Here is a 16,773-nt window from a genome sequence, read left to right as displayed (position 1 = left end):
TATACTTATCCAATATTTACAAATCATTCATTAAAATTTGTAAAAATTTACATTTTATTCAACAAAACACTACATTTATTAAAAATTACTCAAAACTACTTTTCCAAAATGGATAAAATTTCAGAGATTGATAATGTGGATCTCAAGATTCTTTCCCTTCTCATGGATAATGCAGGGATTGCTTATACAGATATAGCAAAAGAAATCTTTGTTTCCCCTGGTACAGTACATGTTAGGATGAAAAAACTGGAGCAACTCGGAATTGTCAAAGGTTCACATTTATCTATTGACTATGCACGTCTTGGTTATGACGTAACAGCTTTCCTTGGCATTTACCTGGAAAAGAGCTCTTTTTATGATCAGGCTGTAAAAGAATTACAGGAAATTCCTGAAGTGGTTAATGTCCATTATACAACAGGAAATTACAGCATGTTTGTAAAAATAATCTGTAAAGACACCCAGCATTTAAGACAGGTGCTCCATGACAAAATTCAAAAAGTGTCAGGAATTCAGCGGACTGAAACAAGTATTTCTCTGGAGGAATCGATAAACAGAAATATCAAACTATTTTGAAGATTGAAAACCAACACATTCCTTACTTTCCCTAAAAAAAAAGGTTTTTTGAACCTATATTTGGATGTTTTGTTCTAAATTTGTAAATTAAATTAGATTTGTTCTAAATAAGCTCCCACAACAAAAAAGCGATGAGTGAGAATATAAAAATTCTGGAAGAAATAACCAGCTCTGAGTACAAATACGGCTTTGAAACTAAGATCGAAGCAGATTCTGCACCTAAAGGGCTGAACGAGGATATTGTGAAGTTCATTTCAGCAAAGAAAAATGAACCGCAGTGGCTTCTGGAATGGAGACTGAAAGCATACAGACATTGGTTGAAACTTACAGAACCGAACTGGCAAAATGTTAATTATCCAAAAATTAACTATCAGGACATTATATATTACTCTGCGCCTAAGCCAAAAGTAAAACTGAACAGCCTGGATGAGATCGATCCTGAATTAAAAGCTACGTTTGACAAACTGGGCATTTCTCTCGATGAGCAAAAGAGACTTTCTGGTGTTGCTGTAGATGCTGTAATGGATAGCGTTTCTGTAGCTACCACCTATAAAGGAAAACTTGCAGAACAAGGTATTATATTCTGCTCTCTGAGCGAAGCTGTACAGGAGCATCCTGAACTTGTTAAGAAATATCTGGGATCTGTAGTACCTATGACCGATAACTATTATGCTGCGCTAAACTCAGCGGTATTCAGCGATGGATCATTTGTATTTATTCCTAAAGGCGTAAGATGCCCGATGGAACTATCTACTTATTTCCGTATCAACGCTGCGAATACTGGTCAGTTTGAGCGTACATTGATCGTTGCAGAAGATTCAAGTTATGTAAGTTATCTTGAAGGCTGCACAGCGCCAATGAGAGATGAAAATCAACTTCATGCTGCCGTTGTTGAGCTTATAGCAATGGACAATGCTGAAATAAAATATTCTACAGTACAAAACTGGTACCCTGGAGACAAAGAAGGCAAAGGAGGTATTTACAACTTCGTTACCAAAAGAGGTATCTGCAGCGGTGCGAATTCAAAAATATCCTGGACACAGGTTGAAACCGGATCTTCCATTACATGGAAATATCCAAGCGTTATCCTTAAAGGAGATAACTCTATCGGAGAGTTCTACTCTGTTGCTGTAACAAACAATATGCAGCAGGCAGATACAGGAACTAAGATGATCCATATTGGCAAGAACACAAGAAGCAGAATTGTATCAAAAGGAATATCTGCAGGAAAAAGTCAGAACAGTTACAGAGGTTTGGTAGAAGTGATGAAGAGAGCTGAGAACGCAAGAAACTTCTCTCAGTGTGATTCTCTTCTAATGGGCGACAAATGCGGTGCACATACATTCCCTTATATAGAAGTAAAAAACAATACTGCTACTGTAGAACACGAAGCTACTACTTCAAAAATCGGTGAAGATCAGATTTTCTACTGCAACCAAAGAGGAATAGGAACAGAGGCTGCCGTTGCATTGATCGTAAATGGATACTGTAAGGAAGTACTAAACCAGCTTCCTATGGAATTTGCAGTTGAAGCGCAAAAGCTTCTTGCTATTAGCCTTGAAGGAAGTGTCGGTTAACCGATATCATAGTTAAATATTATCAGCATTAACAATAATGCTCCCGGAGATTCAGCTATAAGCTTTGTCCCTGGGAGCTTTCAACATTTAAATTCAACATTCAACAATAACTTTTATGTTAAAGATAAAAGACCTTAAAGCTTCCGTAGATGGAAAAGAAATTCTGAAAGGAATAAACCTGGAAGTAAAGGCTGGCGAGGTTCATGCGATCATGGGACCTAACGGATCAGGAAAAAGTACACTTGCCTCTGTACTTGCAGGTAGAGCAGATTACGAAGTAACAGGCGGAAGTGTTGAGTTTTTAGGAAAAGATTTATTGGATCTTGCTCCTGAAGAGAGAGCTGGAGAAGGTGTATTCCTTGCTTTTCAGTATCCTGTGGAAATACCTGGAGTTTCTAATACAAACTTTCTTAAAACGGCCGTGAATGAAATACGTCAGTACCGTAAGCAAGAGCCTCTTGATTCTGTAACATTCCTGAATATCATGAAGGAAAAAATGAAGCTTGTTGAAATCGATCAGGCTTTATTGAAAAGATCTTTGAACGAAGGCTTCTCTGGCGGTGAGAAAAAAAGAAACGAAATCTTCCAGATGGCAATGCTTGAGCCAAAGCTATCGATTCTTGATGAAACTGACTCAGGACTCGATATAGATGCATTGAGAATTGTTGCTAATGGTGTAAACAAACTGAAGTCAAAAGAAACTGCATCAATAGTAGTTACCCACTATCAAAGACTTTTGGATTATATCGTTCCTGACTTTGTTCACGTGCTATATAATGGACGTATTGTAAAATCAGGCACAAAAGAACTTGCGCTTGAGCTTGAAGAAAAAGGTTACGATTGGATTAAAAACGAAGTAAAGGCAGGATCTGCAGTTTAAACCATGAATTTAACAACTACAGAAGAACTGGTAAAAACCTTCAATGAAAATTCAAAGAAGCTCTCTCCTGCTCAGACTGATGTCAGGAAAGACGCAATCTCTGCTTTTCAGAAACAAGGTTTTCCGGGAAGAAAAAACGAAGAGTGGAAATATACAAATCTCGCTCCTGTTCTGGGAAGAGATTATCTGATTGAAGATACCACAACCCTTAATAAAAAAGACATAGACGGTTTATTGCTTTCATCTTTGGAAGCGAATCATCTTGTTTTTGTTAACGGAAACTATAACAAAGAGCTTTCATCAGTAAACGCTGATGAACCAATTGTTATAAGTGATCTAAGCCAGGCTGGTGATATCAATGAATATCTTACAGCTTCGTCTATCACACTAAACGATAGTCTTACTGAGCTCAACACTGCATTAGCTAATGGTGTTGTAATTTCAGTCAAAAGAGGTAAAGTAGTAAGCAAGCCAATTATTATGCATTTTGTTGGGGACGGCAGAAAGGGTAATATCTTCTCAAACTCCAGAAATCTATTTATTCTTGAAGAGAATGCTCAAGCTACTTTTATTGAAAACTATTCTACAATAGGTTCAAATGCTCATTTCTCAAACAACATTACTCAAATTGTTGTAAAGAAAGATGCTTATGCAACCTATTACAAAATACAGAATGACGCCCAGTCTGACCATGTTGGCACTACCCAGGTTTACCAGCCTGAGAAAAGCAATTTTGCTGCCACCACAATTACATTGGACGGAGGTATTATCAGAAACAACCTTAACATCCGCCTTTCTTCTGAATATTCGGAAGCTTCATTGGTAGGATTGTATATGGTAAAAGGCAATACACACGTGGATAATCACACTCTTGTAGATCATGCAAAAGCTAACTGCTATAGCAATGAGCTTTACAAAGGTTTACTTGATGATAAATCGACAGGTGTATTTAATGGTAAAATCTATGTAAGACAGGATGCACAAAAAACAAATGCATTTCAGTCAAACAAAAATATCCTTCTAAGCAAGGACGCTACCATGAACACAAAACCTCAGCTTGAAATCTTTGCTGATGATGTTAAATGTTCACATGGAGCAACAACAGGTATGATGGATGAAGAGCCATTGTTCTATTTGAGATCAAGAGGTATCAGTGAGAAAAAAGCAAAAGCATTGTTAATGCATGCTTTTGCAGCTGACATACTTGAATACATCAGATTAGAGCCATTGAAAGAATTGCTCGATCAGACCATCCTCGACAGATTAAGTTAAGATAAAAGCTAAGTAAGATGAGTGGAACAAAGATAAAAGGGCTAGACCTTACGACTATAAGAGAAGAATTTCCTGTTTTGGATCAGCAGGTAAATGGTAAACCTCTTGTTTATTTTGACAATGCAGCTACCACTCAAAAGCCCAAGGCCGTTATTGACAGCCTTGTGAGCTACTATTCATCTTACAACGCCAATATCCACCGCGGCATTCATACGCTTGCAGAAAAAGCTACTGCTGCTTTTGAAAGTACCAGAGAAGCTATCAGAGCTTTTATAAATGCCTCTTCTACGGAAGAGATCATATTTACCAAAGGAACTACAGAGTCTATAAATCTTGTAGCTGCTACCTGGGGAAAAGAAAACATTCAAAAAGGTGATGAAATCATAGTTTCCGGACTGGAGCATCACTCCAATATGGTGCCCTGGCAGATACTTGCAAATGAGAAAGGAGCTACAGTAAAGATCATTCCTGTAAATGAAAACGGAGAACTGATCCTTACTGAGCTTAATAACCTGATTACAGCCAAGACTAAAATCATTGCCCTTAATCATGTTTCCAATGCATTAGGCACAATTAATCCAATAGCTGAGGTTATTAAAATAGCACACAGCAAAAACGTTAAAGTGCTTGTAGACGGAGCTCAGGCCGTTTCTCACCTTGATATCGACGTTCAAAAACTGGATGCTGATTTCTATGCATTCTCCGGACACAAAATGTATGGACCTACCGGGATTGGCATATTATATGGTAAAAAAGCCTTATTAGAAGAAATGCCGCCCTATCAGGGAGGAGGAGAAATGATCAAAGAGGTAACTTATGCTTCGTGTTCATTCAATGAATTGCCATACAAATTTGAAGCTGGTACTCCTAACATAGCCGATGCTATTGCTTTAAAAGCATCTGTAGACTTCATTAACAGATTCGGAAAACCAGCAATAAGAGAAGTTGAAAATCAACTTTTGGACTATGCAACTCAAAAACTCTCCGCAATTCCTGGTCTTACGATTAAAGGGACTGCAAAAGAAAAAGTGAGTGTAATCTCGTTTGTGATCGAAGGCATTCACCATCAGGATCTGGGCATTCTTCTTGATCAGGAAGGAATTGCTGTAAGAACAGGTCACCATTGTACTCAACCATTAATGGGGCATTTCGGAATTACCGGTACAGCCAGAGCATCCTTCGCAGTTTATAATACTTTTGAAGAAATAGACAGATTGGAAGCGGGAATTAAAAAAGCTGTAAAGATGTTGAAGTAAGGGAGTTTCAAAAAATGAGCACAGCAGAAAAAACAGTCAAAGAAATACAAAATCAGATAGTCGAAGAATTTTCATTTTTCGATGAGTGGGATGAGAAATATGCTTACCTTATTGAATTAGGTAAAAAACTGGAGATTCTTGATCCTTCTCATAAAACAGAAGAAAAGAAAATAAAAGGTTGTCAGTCTCAGGTATGGCTAAACTCTTATCTGAAAGATGACAAAATTTTTTACCAGGCAGACAGTGATGCAGTAATTGTAAAGGGATTGGTTAGTTTGCTTGTAAGAGTATTTTCCGGACATCCACCTGCTGAAGTTGCACAAGCTGATATTGATTTTATTGATGAGATTGGTTTAAAGCAACATCTTTCTCCTACAAGGTCCAACGGACTTGTATCTATGCTGAAGCAAATGAAGCTGGATGCAGTAGCATATCAGGCTCTGTTGCAGTCAAAACAGTAAATAATTCCTAGTCATATGAGTTCAGAAGAAAACAAATTAAATCATGACGATGAGGCGTTAAAAGAAAAAGTTCTTGACGCTATCAAAACGATTTATGACCCTGAAATTCCGGTTAATATTTATGAATTAGGATTGATTTATGATATTAATGTTTTTCCGGTAAACAATGTACATGTTGTTATGACCCTTACGTCTCCCTCCTGCCCAAGCGCCGGGACCATCCCCGGAGAAGTTGAACAGAAAATCAGGGAAGTTGAAGGGATCAATGATGTAAGTGTAGAACTAACTTTTGACCCGCCTTACCATCAGGATATGATGAGCGAGGCCGCCAAACTTGAGTTGGGCTTTTTATAGAATTATGTATGAGCAAATGCTCAATATTTCATAAGGTTAATAACCAATTTTAACAAATCAACCATCACAAATCTAATAGTTTAAAAATATGTATCCAGAAGCATTAGTTGCGCCAATGCGCGCAGATCTAACCACTGCCGGATTTCAGGAATTAAAATCAGCTGAACAGGTAGATCAATTGCTTAAAAATGAAAAAGGCACGGTATTACTTGTTGTAAACTCTGTTTGCGGTTGCGCTGCAGGAGCAGCAAGACCGGGAGCTAAACTTGCAGTGAGCAGAAGTAATGTAAAGCCTAATGTTTTGGCTACAGTTTTCGCTGGTGTAGATACTGCAGCCGTACAAAAAGCAAGAGAATATTTCCTTCCTTATCCTCCTTCATCTCCGTCAATGGCAATTTTCAAAAACGGAGAATTGGTACATTTCGTTGAAAGACATCACATTGAAGGAAGATCTGCAGAAATGATCGCTCAGCATCTTCAAATGGTATTTGAAGAACTTGCTTAAGTTTTAACTAAAAGGTTGCTGAGACGTATACTCCTTAGCAACCTTTTATTTTTATTCGCACTTTTAAAAGGCTGTCTATTTTATTTGATCTCAGAATAGAATAATCCAAGCAGCTAATTGCCGCTTAATTATTCGGACAAATTTTTAACTGACAAGTATGAATAACACTGCAACTTTTGAAAACAGTCTGATTTCGCTGTCTTATTTAGGAAAAATGCTTTTAGTAGATTATAAAAAGAGAGCTATTATAGACCTTAAAGCAGCTAAAAAATCAGTTCAGGAAAGAGAGAAGTTCACCAAAAACACGCCTACTCTCGTTATCGCGGATTTTACTAAAATTGATTACGTCACTACCGAAGCCAGGACATTTTTTGCTGGTCCATCTAACAAAAAGACTATGGCTACTGCTATCATTTTCAGTTCTAAAATCCAGGAAGTGATGGGCAATATTTATATTAAGTTTAATAAGCCAAAAATCCCGGTAAGATTATTTACCAGGATTTCAGATGCTCAGGAATGGCTTCAGACTTTCACCAAGTCTTAGTGTCAATATAGCTATGGTTGGAAAGATACTGGGCTTCCTTCAACAATAATCTTAGTTATCTTAGGAGATTTCCATCTTGGCTGGCCTAATCCTTTTTCCCAAGCCAGATAATCTTTTTTCAGCTCTTCTATCTTTTGAGGTAATTTCGAAGAAAGATCCTCTTTTTCATATGGATCATTTTTAAGATCATATAAAAACACAGTCTTGTCATTTTCATTTACAAGTAATTTATAATCACCTTTTCTGATCGTCTTTACAAAACCATTTCTCCAGTATAAAGTCTCATGTGGCTTGCTCTTATTTGTTCCTGTTATATATGGCAATAGATCAACTCCGTCATAACTTCTGTCTGGCGGTAACTTTGTAGCTGTGGCAGCTGCAAAAGTCGGGAATAAATCCAATGTACTTACTGGAGCCTCATAGACAGAACCTGCTTTAATCTTTCCAGGCCATTTTATAAAGAGAGGAGTGCGTATACCACCTTCATAGTGCGTTAATTTTCCACCTTTCAAAGGATAATTTATGTTTTCATAACTTCCATCATACAATGTAATACCTTCCTTAGCAACATTGTGATTCAGCCTGTGATAAGTTGAACCATTATCACCGGAAAACACTATGATGGTATTAGAATCCAGTCCTTCCTGCTTTAATTTATCAAGGATTCTTCCTACTGCCTGATCAAGACTTACAGTCATAGCAAGCAAAATACGCTGCTGTTCATCTTTTATATTTGTCAATTTATCATACTCTTGTTTTACAGCCTGCAAGGGAGTATGTATTGCACCGAAGGGAACATAAAGAAAAAATGGCTTGTCTTTATTTTTATCAATAAAATTAACTGCTTCTCTTGCTATGGCAGAAGTTTGGTATTCTTTCTCGTCTACAAGTTCTCCATTCTTAAAAATACCTGTAGCGATAGGATCCCTCTTCCACTGATACTTATTGGTCTTTGATTCATAATGATGATAGCCTTCCTTATTCTTAAAGGTTACTTTTTCAAGATCATTTTCATCTGTGTAGTAAAGTGTAGAACCACCATACCAGCCCCAGCTATAATCAAATCCTCTCTGATGAGGTCTGTATCCATCATAAAATCCGGCATGCCATTTACCTATAATACCTGTTGTATAACCATTCTTCTTCAACAATTCTGCATAATTGATTTCTGTTGAAGGAACGCCTTGAGTTTTTTCATCAGGAGCTATGTTCTGCTCAAGTAAACTTTTAACATATTTGACACTGTCAGCAGTATAAGCTGAAAATGATGGATAATGCAGGTGGAACTCGGAACCAAAACGTTGCTGATATCTACCTGTTAGTAAAGCAGCACGTGATGCACAGCAGATTGGTGCTGTAACATAGTTTTGCTTAAACCTGACACCTTCATTGGCTATAGCATCTATATTCGGTGTCTGAATATATTTATTGCCATTAACAGATGGAACATTCTGCCCGAAGTCATCTGCAAAGATGAAGACAATATTAGGTTTTGTAACAGCAACCTTTTCAATCGTTTCTTCTTTAATTTCTTCACTATTGTTCAGAGAACTAAAAATAATTGCACCGCCAGCCAGCACTAAACCGGCCGAAATTAACCATATTCTTTTGCTCATATAATTGGTTGATTTTTAAGTTTCCAAAAATGAAATGGTGACATATAACCCGAATCAAAGTCTTTCTGAGAAGACTTTATACATCAACAAACCCTGCCTTGTGGATAGAGAGACGCCATGCATGGCGTCTCTACAAGGGGGAGCCTACAATTATTTCACTTTAAGCCTTTAGCTTTTAACTTAAAACTTACGACTTAAAACTTATAACTCCCCTATTGCACGTCCATTGGTTTTGGAGGAATATACTTACCATCCTTATCCAGAGGTCTTTCATCTGCATAAGTTGGTATTACATAACCAGAGGCCTTCTCCTGTCTTGATAACTCTTGCTGAAGCTGTTCTTTAAGCTTTGATGCTTCTTTTTTATTAATAAGATTATCTGATTCTGTTGGATCTTTAGTCAGATCAAACAGCTCTGTCCAATCATCCTGCCCAGGATAAACAATAAGCTTGCTTGTCTCTGTGCGAACAGCTTTGATTGTTGGAGTTGTAGTACCATCTTCATAGAAGTATTCATAAAGAAAAGATGTTCTCCAGTCTTTAGCTTTATTTTCTATAAGCGATACCCAGCTCTTTCCCTGATAAGATTTAGGAGCGCTGACACCTGCTAACTCAAGAATAGACGGAGGTTGATCAAGATTCAACACTAGTTTATCAATTGTCTTGCCTTTAGGAAACCTTGCCGGGTAGCGAACCAGAAGAGGAATTCTCATAGATTCTTCATAAGCAGCACGTTTATCTCCTAATCCATGCTCTCCGAAGAAAAAGCCATTATCACTTGAAAAGATTACAACAGTATTCTCGGTTAGCTTCAATGAATCCAAGATATTAAGGATTCTTCCTACATTTTCATCAATACCTTTTAAAGACCCGAAGTATCCTCTGATTGTCTTCTCATTATTATCTGTCCATGATGTACTCTTGTTCTGAGTAATGTTCGTATTTTTTCTTTTCGACTCAATCTTGTTTTTATATGGAGTCTCTAAATGTTCATTGGCTGGCTTTATCAATTCAACATCTGCATAAGTATTGGTATGTCTTACAGGAGGCTGAAAAGGTCCATGGCCAGACTTATAAGCGAGTACTAGTGCAAATGATTTTTCTTTATTTCCTTTAATAAAATCAAGAGCAAAGTCTGTTGTTACATCATCAACCCAACCTACTGTAGGTTTGCTAACACCATTTACTTCAAGAGGACAATCGAAATATTGTCCCTGTCCAATGAAGCTTACAGAGTAATCAAATCCAGGTCTCTTGCCTGTTTCTTTTCCCATATGCCATTTACCAAAAAATGCTGTTTTATAACCAACCTTCTGCAACAATACCGGATATGTTTCCAGAGTATCTTTGAAGTTTGTATGATTATTGGCGATTCCATTTAAATGGTTATACCTTCCTGTGAGTAGTGCAGATCTGCTTGGAGAACACAGAGAATTGATTACAAATGCATTTCTAAAACGCACGCCTTCATTCGCAATTCTATCTAAGTTGGGTGTTTTAAACCATGGAAAACGAGCTTTAGCGCCTTGTTCATCCTGAACAACACTTAAAGCATCATATCTTTGATCATCTGTATAAATAAAGATGATATTGGGTTTAGTACTCTTTACATTTGACTGTGCATTAGCCTTTCCAAAAGTCAGGTTGAGCGCCAGGAGTGAAAATAAGTATATCTTTTTCATTTTATTATTTTTAAAACTAATTATTCCTTCCCTCCGCCTTTGTGCCTAGGTGCATTGGGAGCATTAATCTTTGGCAAAAAAACTATCAGTTCCTTTTTAACACTTGCATACTTCGGATCATTGGCAAGATTCTTCCACTCCTGAGGATCCGTATCATGATCATATAATTCCTCTGCGCCGTCTTCATAAACGATATATCTATATCTCTCATTTCGTACAGAATGATTTCCCAAGCCATGTGTAGTAACAGAAGGATGATTCCATGATGATTCAGGATTCTTTAGCAGAGGCACTATGCTATTCCCTTCCAAACCTGATTTTGCGGGCAATTTACATAGGTCTATTAATGTAGGATAAATGTCCATTAAGCTTACAGTTCGGTTAACTGCAGTATTAGCTTTTGTAATACCTGGAGCTATGATAATAAATGGAACCCTTGTAGCTTCTTCCCAAAGAGCAAACTTCCTCCAATGTTCCTTCTCTCCCAAGTGCCATCCATGATCACCAAAAAGTACGATAATCGTATTATCTTTATACTTACTCTTATTCAGAGCATCTACTAACCTGCCTATTTGGCCATCGGCAAAAGTATTGCTTGCGAGATAACCCTGAATTGCTTTTTTCCATTGATCAGATTCAACTATAAACTTATGATCCCCTTCCGGCTTTGCTATCTTCACTCCTGCCGCAGGGACATCAGACAAATCATTTTTTGTAACAGGAGGCAAAGTAATTTTATCCAATGGATATAAATCAAAATACTTTTGAGGAACATACCATGGTAGGTGAGGTCTTGTAAAACCTATTGCCAGAAAGAAAGGCTTGTCATGATTTCTCTCAAGAAAATCAATTCCTTTGGAAACAGTTTTATAATCACCCATATCTTCATCCTTAACATTCACAGGACTCCAGTCAAAATTTGATTTCCCGTTGACAGGTGTTGAAGCCGGCTCCGGATCTTTGGGAACACCATGATATATCGGCCATGAAGCATCATCATTATAACTGTTATGATAAATTTTCCCACCTGCTTCCACTTCATAACCATTCGCTGTAAAATACTGAGGAAGGGTCACTGCATCTTTTAATACTGGCCTCCATGGCTGATCATTGTGATAGACACCTGAAGTAGCAGGTCGAACCCCTGTAAGTAAACTAGCTCTGGAAGGATTACAAGCCGGAGCAGAACAATATGCTTTTTCAAATCTCACTCCTGATTTGGCCAGCTTATCCAGGTTGGGCGTAATAATTCCTTTATAACCTCCAAACGGCCCTATCCAATCATTCATATCATCCACAGCAATGAACAATACGTTATACTTACGAGCAGTCTGTGCCTGACTTATATTGTGATTAAAAATTGATACTATTGCGATAACAAAAACAATCGCTTTCTTTAATGTACTCAAACTCATTATGTGATTATTGTATCTATGATAATATTTTATAAAATTATTATTAAATATTTCCTTCTATGCTTTAAAACATAAGGCTACCTATGCTAACATAAAATACCCTTCTAGGCTTGGAAACATCATATACATTAAATACCTGCTTGATGGACAGGGAGACGCCACATGGCGTCTCTACGAATTAGTTTTATGCTCTCCTTTTAACTTAAAACTTACTACTTATAACTTACAACTTATTTAGGTCTCGGTGCTACTGGCAGAGGAAGATAATCTTCATTAAGGATCATCCACTCCTGAAGTTTGCCTTTAAGTTTTTCTTCGATTTCTTTATACTCAGGCTTTCCTGCCAGATTGTTGAACTCATTCGGATCAGCCTGCTCATCAAAAAGCTCAAACATTGATCTCCTCTCTGAGAATAAAAGTTTATCCCATTTTTCTTCCAGCTTCCCTTCATTATGAAGTTGCTGAAGCTCAAGCCAGAAAGGCTGACCGGAGAAATCTACAGGATAATAAGGCAATTGCCATAATGCATTGTAGATCAATTTATATCTATCAGAAATGATTGTCCTGCCAAGGTCGAAGTGGGCAGTATTAGTCGGAAGGCCTGAACCATGAGCACCTCTAACAGCATAAATGTATTCATGTGCCTGGAAAGGCTTGCCTTGGAATGAAGGAGCAACACTCACTCCAGTAAATTCTTTTGGTGCTGCAATGCCTGCAACTTGTAAGATAGTCGGAGCAATATCTTCACCTGACACTAAGATATTGCTTACCTGTCCTGGTTTAATAAGGTCAGGATGACGCATGATCAAAGGAATATTTAAACCTGTATTGTACAATGTACCTTTCCCCCTGACAAGTGCTCCACCGTTGTCCCCCATAAATACAACCAATGTCTTCTTATCCAGTCCTCTCCTTTTTAGTTCTTCAAAAACTTTTCCTACTTCGTGATCAAGACGCTGAATTTCTCCAAGGTATCCGGCGAAGTCTTTCCTTAACAGCTTGGTATCAGGCCATCCTTCAGGCACTTTAATAGTATCGGGATCTGGTTCGAACTCTTTAGCATTAAAAATTCTGTGAGGATCTGTATAGCCCAGCTGAAGAAAAAATGGCTTTCCTTTAGGAACTTTATTAAGAAAGTCATTATACTGATAATAAATACTATCAATATTTCCCGTAGTCTTTAAATAATCAACACGATTCTTAAAAGTCTCCAGGTTATATTTATCAAACACTTCATCTGATACTGCTGTATTTCTTGCTCCATTTAAATGAAAGTTTCTTCCGGATATACCTGTGTAATAACCACCCTTTCTTAATAATTCAGGATATGAAACAAAATCTGCAGATAATGGTGCAGTAAAGCGCGTCATACGAATATCGAGTGTGGATCTTCCAGTCATGATCGCTGCTCTTGAAAGTACACATTGAGGTGCTGTTGTATTAGCCCTTTTATATAGTATACCTTCTTTGGCAAGTTTATCCAGGTTAGGAGTTTTTATTGGATAACCATAGCATCCCAGGAAAGGTACGCTATGGTCATCTGATAAAATGAATAATATGTTTGGTTGATTTTGCTTTTCCTTTTTTCCAGGCCCTGCAAATAGGGCATTTGATAATAAACTTAAAATTGTAAAAATTAAGCCTATATTAACTCTACTCATATTTAACAAACTAATTGATTAATTTTTATCTGCTGCAGTCTTATCTTTCACGCATCTGAAGCCAAGATTATTAGAAGCACTTGTAATCTCTCCTTTGCCTCTGCTACCGCTTTTATATCTTATGCAATACTGATCACTGCATAGAAATGAACCTCCTTTTTGAACACGTTTAACTGCTGTTGGTTCATCAGGATCAAAGCTATCCTCAGGTCCTTTAGGATTTACTTTAGGACTCTTTCCAAAATAATCAGGGCGATAGTAATCACTGCACCACTCCCAAACATTTCCCTCCATGTCATATAAACCATATGGATTTGCAGGAAAAGTCTTCACTGGTGCGACACCGGCATAGCCATCTTCAAGGGTATTGTTATCAGGAAAGCTTCCTTGATAAATATTGGCTTTCCATTTTCCATTTGGTTTTAATTCATTACCCCAATAAAATTTATTATTACCTTTTCCTCCTTGTGCTGCGAATTCCCACTCTGCTTCAGTTGGTAGTCTCTTTCCTGCCCATTTTGCATATGCTACAGCATCTTCATAGCAAACATGAACAACAGGTTCATTTTCCTTTCCTTTAATAGAAGATGATGGACCGAAAGGATGATTCCAGGTTGCACCGTGAACATATGTCCACCACTGCAATGCATCATCCAGGTGTACTTGTCCGTTTGGAGGCGTAAATACTGCTGATCCTGGAACCAGCTGATCAGAAGGAACACCAGGATAATCTTTGGGATTTAAAGGTTGTTCAGCAACAGTTACATAATGTGTGGCTTCGACAAACTTTGCAAACTCAGCATTTGTAACTTCATGTTCGTCCATGTAAAATCCATCTACTGTTACTTCATGCAAAGGCTGAGCATCAGGAAAATCAGGGTTATCAGAGCCCATATTAAACTTACCTCCAGGTATCCAAACCATTTTTGATTCAGCCTTTATCTGAGAGGATTTTTGTTGCTCGATCTGAACATCTTTCTTTTGTGTATTACCATTCTGGCAAGCAGAAAATAGAAGGAGGAGTAAAAAGGGAAGTATGGTTCTGTATGTATTCATTATAATAATATTTGGTGATTCATAAAAGGAATGTTGCTTTTCGGATAAATTACCACAAACTACAACACGCTAGAAAACAGATAATTAGTTTACAACATTATATACTCTAGTAGTTCTATAGACAAAGTAAATTAGTAGACTTTAAGTTTCCAAGTAAAAAACAATATAGTTGGTTACAATACACCTAAATTTGTTTAACTGAAAGTTTATTCAAGGACACGATTATTAATTACACAAAGAAACACGGAGAAGCCACAGAGATACACAGAGAGTTACACCATTATTAAAACTCTCCCTCTCAGATTCATGACTTTGTACTTATAATAAAGTAGAGTTAGAATTATCTGTGAAATGCTATTCATCTTCTTTAACTTTTCCTTTTCCCTTTTTACCACTGTAGTTGGGCTTGGAAACATCAAAAGCCTGAGCTTCCGGGTATACTTTATAAAACTCAGCTACCATCTTATCTTTAGAGGATCTCTTCAGGTACACGCTTATTAAGGGGTCATTTGTTTTTGTCATCCATCCCTCAAGATCTTTTCTATATACTTCAAGATCTTTCTGAACTTTGGGATCATTAACAAGATTTTTTAAACAATTAGGATCCTTTTCAAGGTCATAAAATTCCTCAGGTACACGTATTCGAAATGTATTAACTCTTTCAGCGGCCGCAGCATTAGTTCCTGCAGCTGCTTCCATAGCCTTCATAGTCAATCCTTCATTGTTATTAGCATAAACACGCTCTCCATCAGCCCATGCATTAAATATGTAGCTATACTGCTTTGTCTGAATTGCTCGCATAGGAGTTGGACCTCCTCCATTCTTATAATCAATCTGGGTATAGACTTTATCTCTGCCTAGTTGACTTGTCCCTTTAAGCAAAGGGACAAGAGAACGTCCTTCTGTCTTTTGTGATTGAGGAATATTAACCGCTTCAAGTACTGTAGGTAAATAATCAATGGTTGAAATAAAATCTTTACTATTAACACTACCTTTTTTAGTTACTCCAGGCCACGATATTATAAATGGAGTTCTGTTACTTGCATGATAAGTATTTGCTTTTGCAAAAGGAATGGCAATACCATTGTCAGAAACAAACAGGATCAAGGTATTTTCGGCTAAACCAGACTCTTCAAGTGCCTGAATAGTCTTACCAAAAGTATCATCCAGTCTTTTTACAGAATTATAATAATAGCTTATCTCTGTACGTACTTGCGGGAGATCCGTAACAAAGCCTGGAACCTGAATTTCATCAGGTGAATAAATTCTAGATGGTTTCTCTGCTCCATTCTTTAATTCCTCAGTCGGAACATGATAAGGTCTGTGAGGATCATGAGAGTTTACCATCAGGTAAAATGGCTTTTCACTATTCTTACTTAATGTTAAAAATTCCTTGATCCTCTCATAATACAATTGAGGACTGCGCCCATCGCCCAATTCATGCTGATCCTTTTCATAGTCCCATTTAAAATCTCTCTTGGGAGTCGAATGACCTACTTTACCTAGTATTCCTAAGTAGTAACCATCATTTCTTAAAAGCTCCATCAATAAAGGAATTGATGAGCCATCCTTCATCTTCACAAAACCATTAACACCGCTATTATGGCCATATAGCCCGGTAGCAAGGACACCGCGACTTGGTACACATATAGCAGCATTTACAAAGGCATGATTAAATCGAAGCGCTCTCTCTGCAAACTTATCTATATTAGGAGAAATGTCTTTTACTGAAGATCCATAACAGCCCAGAGAATTCCTGTCAAGGTCATCAGCTGTTATCAATAAAACATTTAATTTTGCTTTCTTTTCTGAACTCTCTCCAAGAGTTGAATCTGCTCCGGATATAAGCATTCCGGGTACTGCTGATGCCAGCAATACCCGGAAAATAAATACATTAAATAATATGACTTTTTTAATCATT

At 37.4% G+C, this 16,773-nt stretch carries 15 protein-coding genes; 9 read left to right on the top strand and 6 right to left on the bottom strand.

What is annotated here, in order from left to right; translation table 11 throughout:
* Window positions 1–108: 108 nt before the first annotated feature.
* From K350_RS0107770 to K350_RS0107730, 9 genes are all read left to right on the top strand, one after another.
* Window positions 109–573 (top strand): Lrp/AsnC ligand binding domain-containing protein, encoded by a 465-nt coding sequence (locus K350_RS0107770; protein ID WP_028979422.1) that lies wholly within the window; start codon window positions 109–111, stop codon window positions 571–573.
* A gap of 131 nt (window positions 574–704) precedes the next feature.
* Entirely contained in the window at window positions 705–2,150 is a 1,446-nt protein-coding gene (gene sufB / locus K350_RS0107765) for a Fe-S cluster assembly protein SufB (protein ID WP_028979421.1), read from the top strand.
* Window positions 2,151–2,265: 115 nt separating this feature from the next.
* A complete protein-coding gene (gene sufC / locus K350_RS0107760; RefSeq protein ID WP_028979420.1) occupies window positions 2,266–3,030 on the top strand; it encodes a Fe-S cluster assembly ATPase SufC in 765 nt (254 codons plus the stop codon).
* 3 nt (window positions 3,031–3,033) lie between these two features.
* On the top strand, window positions 3,034–4,302 hold the full coding sequence (gene sufD, locus K350_RS0107755; RefSeq protein ID WP_028979419.1) for a Fe-S cluster assembly protein SufD: 1,269 nt from the start codon (window positions 3,034–3,036) through the stop codon (window positions 4,300–4,302).
* Between the two features lie 17 nt (window positions 4,303–4,319).
* Window positions 4,320–5,558 carry an aminotransferase class V-fold PLP-dependent enzyme gene (locus K350_RS0107750; RefSeq protein WP_028979418.1) on the top strand — a complete coding sequence of 413 codons (1,239 nt, stop codon included), beginning with the start codon at window positions 4,320–4,322 and terminating at the stop codon, window positions 5,556–5,558.
* Window positions 5,559–5,572: 14 nt separating this feature from the next.
* On the top strand, window positions 5,573–6,019 hold the full coding sequence (locus K350_RS0107745; protein WP_028979417.1) for a SufE family protein: 447 nt from the start codon (window positions 5,573–5,575) through the stop codon (window positions 6,017–6,019).
* 15 nt (window positions 6,020–6,034) lie between these two features.
* Window positions 6,035–6,373, top strand: coding sequence for an SUF system Fe-S cluster assembly protein (locus tag K350_RS0107740; protein WP_028979416.1), 339 nt, complete (start codon window positions 6,035–6,037; stop codon window positions 6,371–6,373).
* A gap of 88 nt (window positions 6,374–6,461) precedes the next feature.
* A complete protein-coding gene (locus K350_RS0107735; protein ID WP_028979415.1) occupies window positions 6,462–6,878 on the top strand; it encodes a BrxA/BrxB family bacilliredoxin in 417 nt (138 codons plus the stop codon).
* 157 nt (window positions 6,879–7,035) lie between these two features.
* Window positions 7,036–7,422, top strand: coding sequence for a DUF7793 family protein (locus K350_RS0107730; RefSeq protein ID WP_028979414.1), 387 nt, complete (start codon window positions 7,036–7,038; stop codon window positions 7,420–7,422).
* A gap of 11 nt (window positions 7,423–7,433) precedes the next feature.
* Here K350_RS0107730 and K350_RS27900 read toward each other — a convergent pair whose 3' ends face one another.
* The 6 genes from K350_RS27900 to K350_RS27885 all read right to left on the bottom strand — a co-directional run bounded on the left by K350_RS27900 (window position 7,434) and on the right by K350_RS27885 (window position 16,772).
* Window positions 7,434–9,038, bottom strand: a complete 1,605-nt coding sequence (locus K350_RS27900) for a sulfatase-like hydrolase/transferase (protein WP_051312961.1) — start codon at window positions 9,036–9,038, stop codon at window positions 7,434–7,436.
* A 212-nt stretch (window positions 9,039–9,250) separates the two neighbouring features.
* A complete protein-coding gene (locus K350_RS27895; RefSeq protein ID WP_051312960.1) occupies window positions 9,251–10,720 on the bottom strand; it encodes a sulfatase-like hydrolase/transferase in 1,470 nt (489 codons plus the stop codon).
* A gap of 20 nt (window positions 10,721–10,740) precedes the next feature.
* The gene (locus K350_RS0107715; RefSeq protein WP_028979413.1) at window positions 10,741–12,135 is read right to left on the bottom strand and encodes a sulfatase; all 1,395 of its coding nucleotides are present in this window, start codon (window positions 12,133–12,135) and stop codon (window positions 10,741–10,743) included.
* A gap of 230 nt (window positions 12,136–12,365) precedes the next feature.
* Complete coding sequence (locus K350_RS27890) at window positions 12,366–13,796, bottom strand: sulfatase family protein (protein ID WP_051312959.1); 1,431 nt, start codon at window positions 13,794–13,796, stop codon at window positions 12,366–12,368.
* Between the two features lie 18 nt (window positions 13,797–13,814).
* A complete protein-coding gene (locus tag K350_RS0107705) occupies window positions 13,815–14,852 on the bottom strand; it encodes a formylglycine-generating enzyme family protein (RefSeq protein WP_156026965.1) in 1,038 nt (345 codons plus the stop codon).
* A gap of 354 nt (window positions 14,853–15,206) precedes the next feature.
* Window positions 15,207–16,772, bottom strand: coding sequence for a sulfatase family protein (locus K350_RS27885; RefSeq protein ID WP_051312958.1), 1,566 nt, complete (start codon window positions 16,770–16,772; stop codon window positions 15,207–15,209).
* Window position 16,773 lies beyond the last annotated feature (1 nt).

Source organism: Sporocytophaga myxococcoides DSM 11118, assembly GCF_000426725.1.
GTDB classification, from domain to species: Bacteria; Bacteroidota; Bacteroidia; order Cytophagales; family Cytophagaceae; genus Sporocytophaga; species Sporocytophaga myxococcoides.
This window is presented reverse-complemented; position numbering and strand designations above follow the sequence as displayed.

What these genes read in the sequence shown, in the direction of transcription:
- K350_RS0107770 (WP_028979422.1), top strand. Translation starts at nt 109, where the DNA reads ATGGATAAAATTTCAGAGATTGATAATGTGGATCTCAAGATTCTTTCC.
- sufB (WP_028979421.1), top strand. Translation starts at nt 705, where the DNA reads ATGAGTGAGAATATAAAAATTCTGGAAGAAATAACCAGCTCTGAGTAC.
- sufC (WP_028979420.1), top strand. Translation starts at nt 2,266, where the DNA reads ATGTTAAAGATAAAAGACCTTAAAGCTTCCGTAGATGGAAAAGAAATT.
- sufD (WP_028979419.1), top strand. Translation starts at nt 3,034, where the DNA reads ATGAATTTAACAACTACAGAAGAACTGGTAAAAACCTTCAATGAAAAT.
- K350_RS0107750 (WP_028979418.1), top strand. Translation starts at nt 4,320, where the DNA reads ATGAGTGGAACAAAGATAAAAGGGCTAGACCTTACGACTATAAGAGAA.
- K350_RS0107745 (WP_028979417.1), top strand. Translation starts at nt 5,573, where the DNA reads ATGAGCACAGCAGAAAAAACAGTCAAAGAAATACAAAATCAGATAGTC.
- K350_RS0107740 (WP_028979416.1), top strand. Translation starts at nt 6,035, where the DNA reads ATGAGTTCAGAAGAAAACAAATTAAATCATGACGATGAGGCGTTAAAA.
- K350_RS0107735 (WP_028979415.1), top strand. Translation starts at nt 6,462, where the DNA reads ATGTATCCAGAAGCATTAGTTGCGCCAATGCGCGCAGATCTAACCACT.
- K350_RS0107730 (WP_028979414.1), top strand. Translation starts at nt 7,036, where the DNA reads ATGAATAACACTGCAACTTTTGAAAACAGTCTGATTTCGCTGTCTTAT.
- K350_RS27900 (WP_051312961.1), bottom strand. Translation starts at nt 9,038, where the DNA reads ATGAGCAAAAGAATATGGTTAATTTCGGCCGGTTTAGTGCTGGCTGGC.
- K350_RS27895 (WP_051312960.1), bottom strand. Translation starts at nt 10,720, where the DNA reads ATGAAAAAGATATACTTATTTTCACTCCTGGCGCTCAACCTGACTTTT.
- K350_RS0107715 (WP_028979413.1), bottom strand. Translation starts at nt 12,135, where the DNA reads ATGAGTTTGAGTACATTAAAGAAAGCGATTGTTTTTGTTATCGCAATA.
- K350_RS27890 (WP_051312959.1), bottom strand. Translation starts at nt 13,796, where the DNA reads ATGAGTAGAGTTAATATAGGCTTAATTTTTACAATTTTAAGTTTATTA.
- K350_RS0107705 (WP_156026965.1), bottom strand. Translation starts at nt 14,852, where the DNA reads ATGAATACATACAGAACCATACTTCCCTTTTTACTCCTCCTTCTATTT.
- K350_RS27885 (WP_051312958.1), bottom strand. Translation starts at nt 16,772, where the DNA reads ATGATTAAAAAAGTCATATTATTTAATGTATTTATTTTCCGGGTATTG.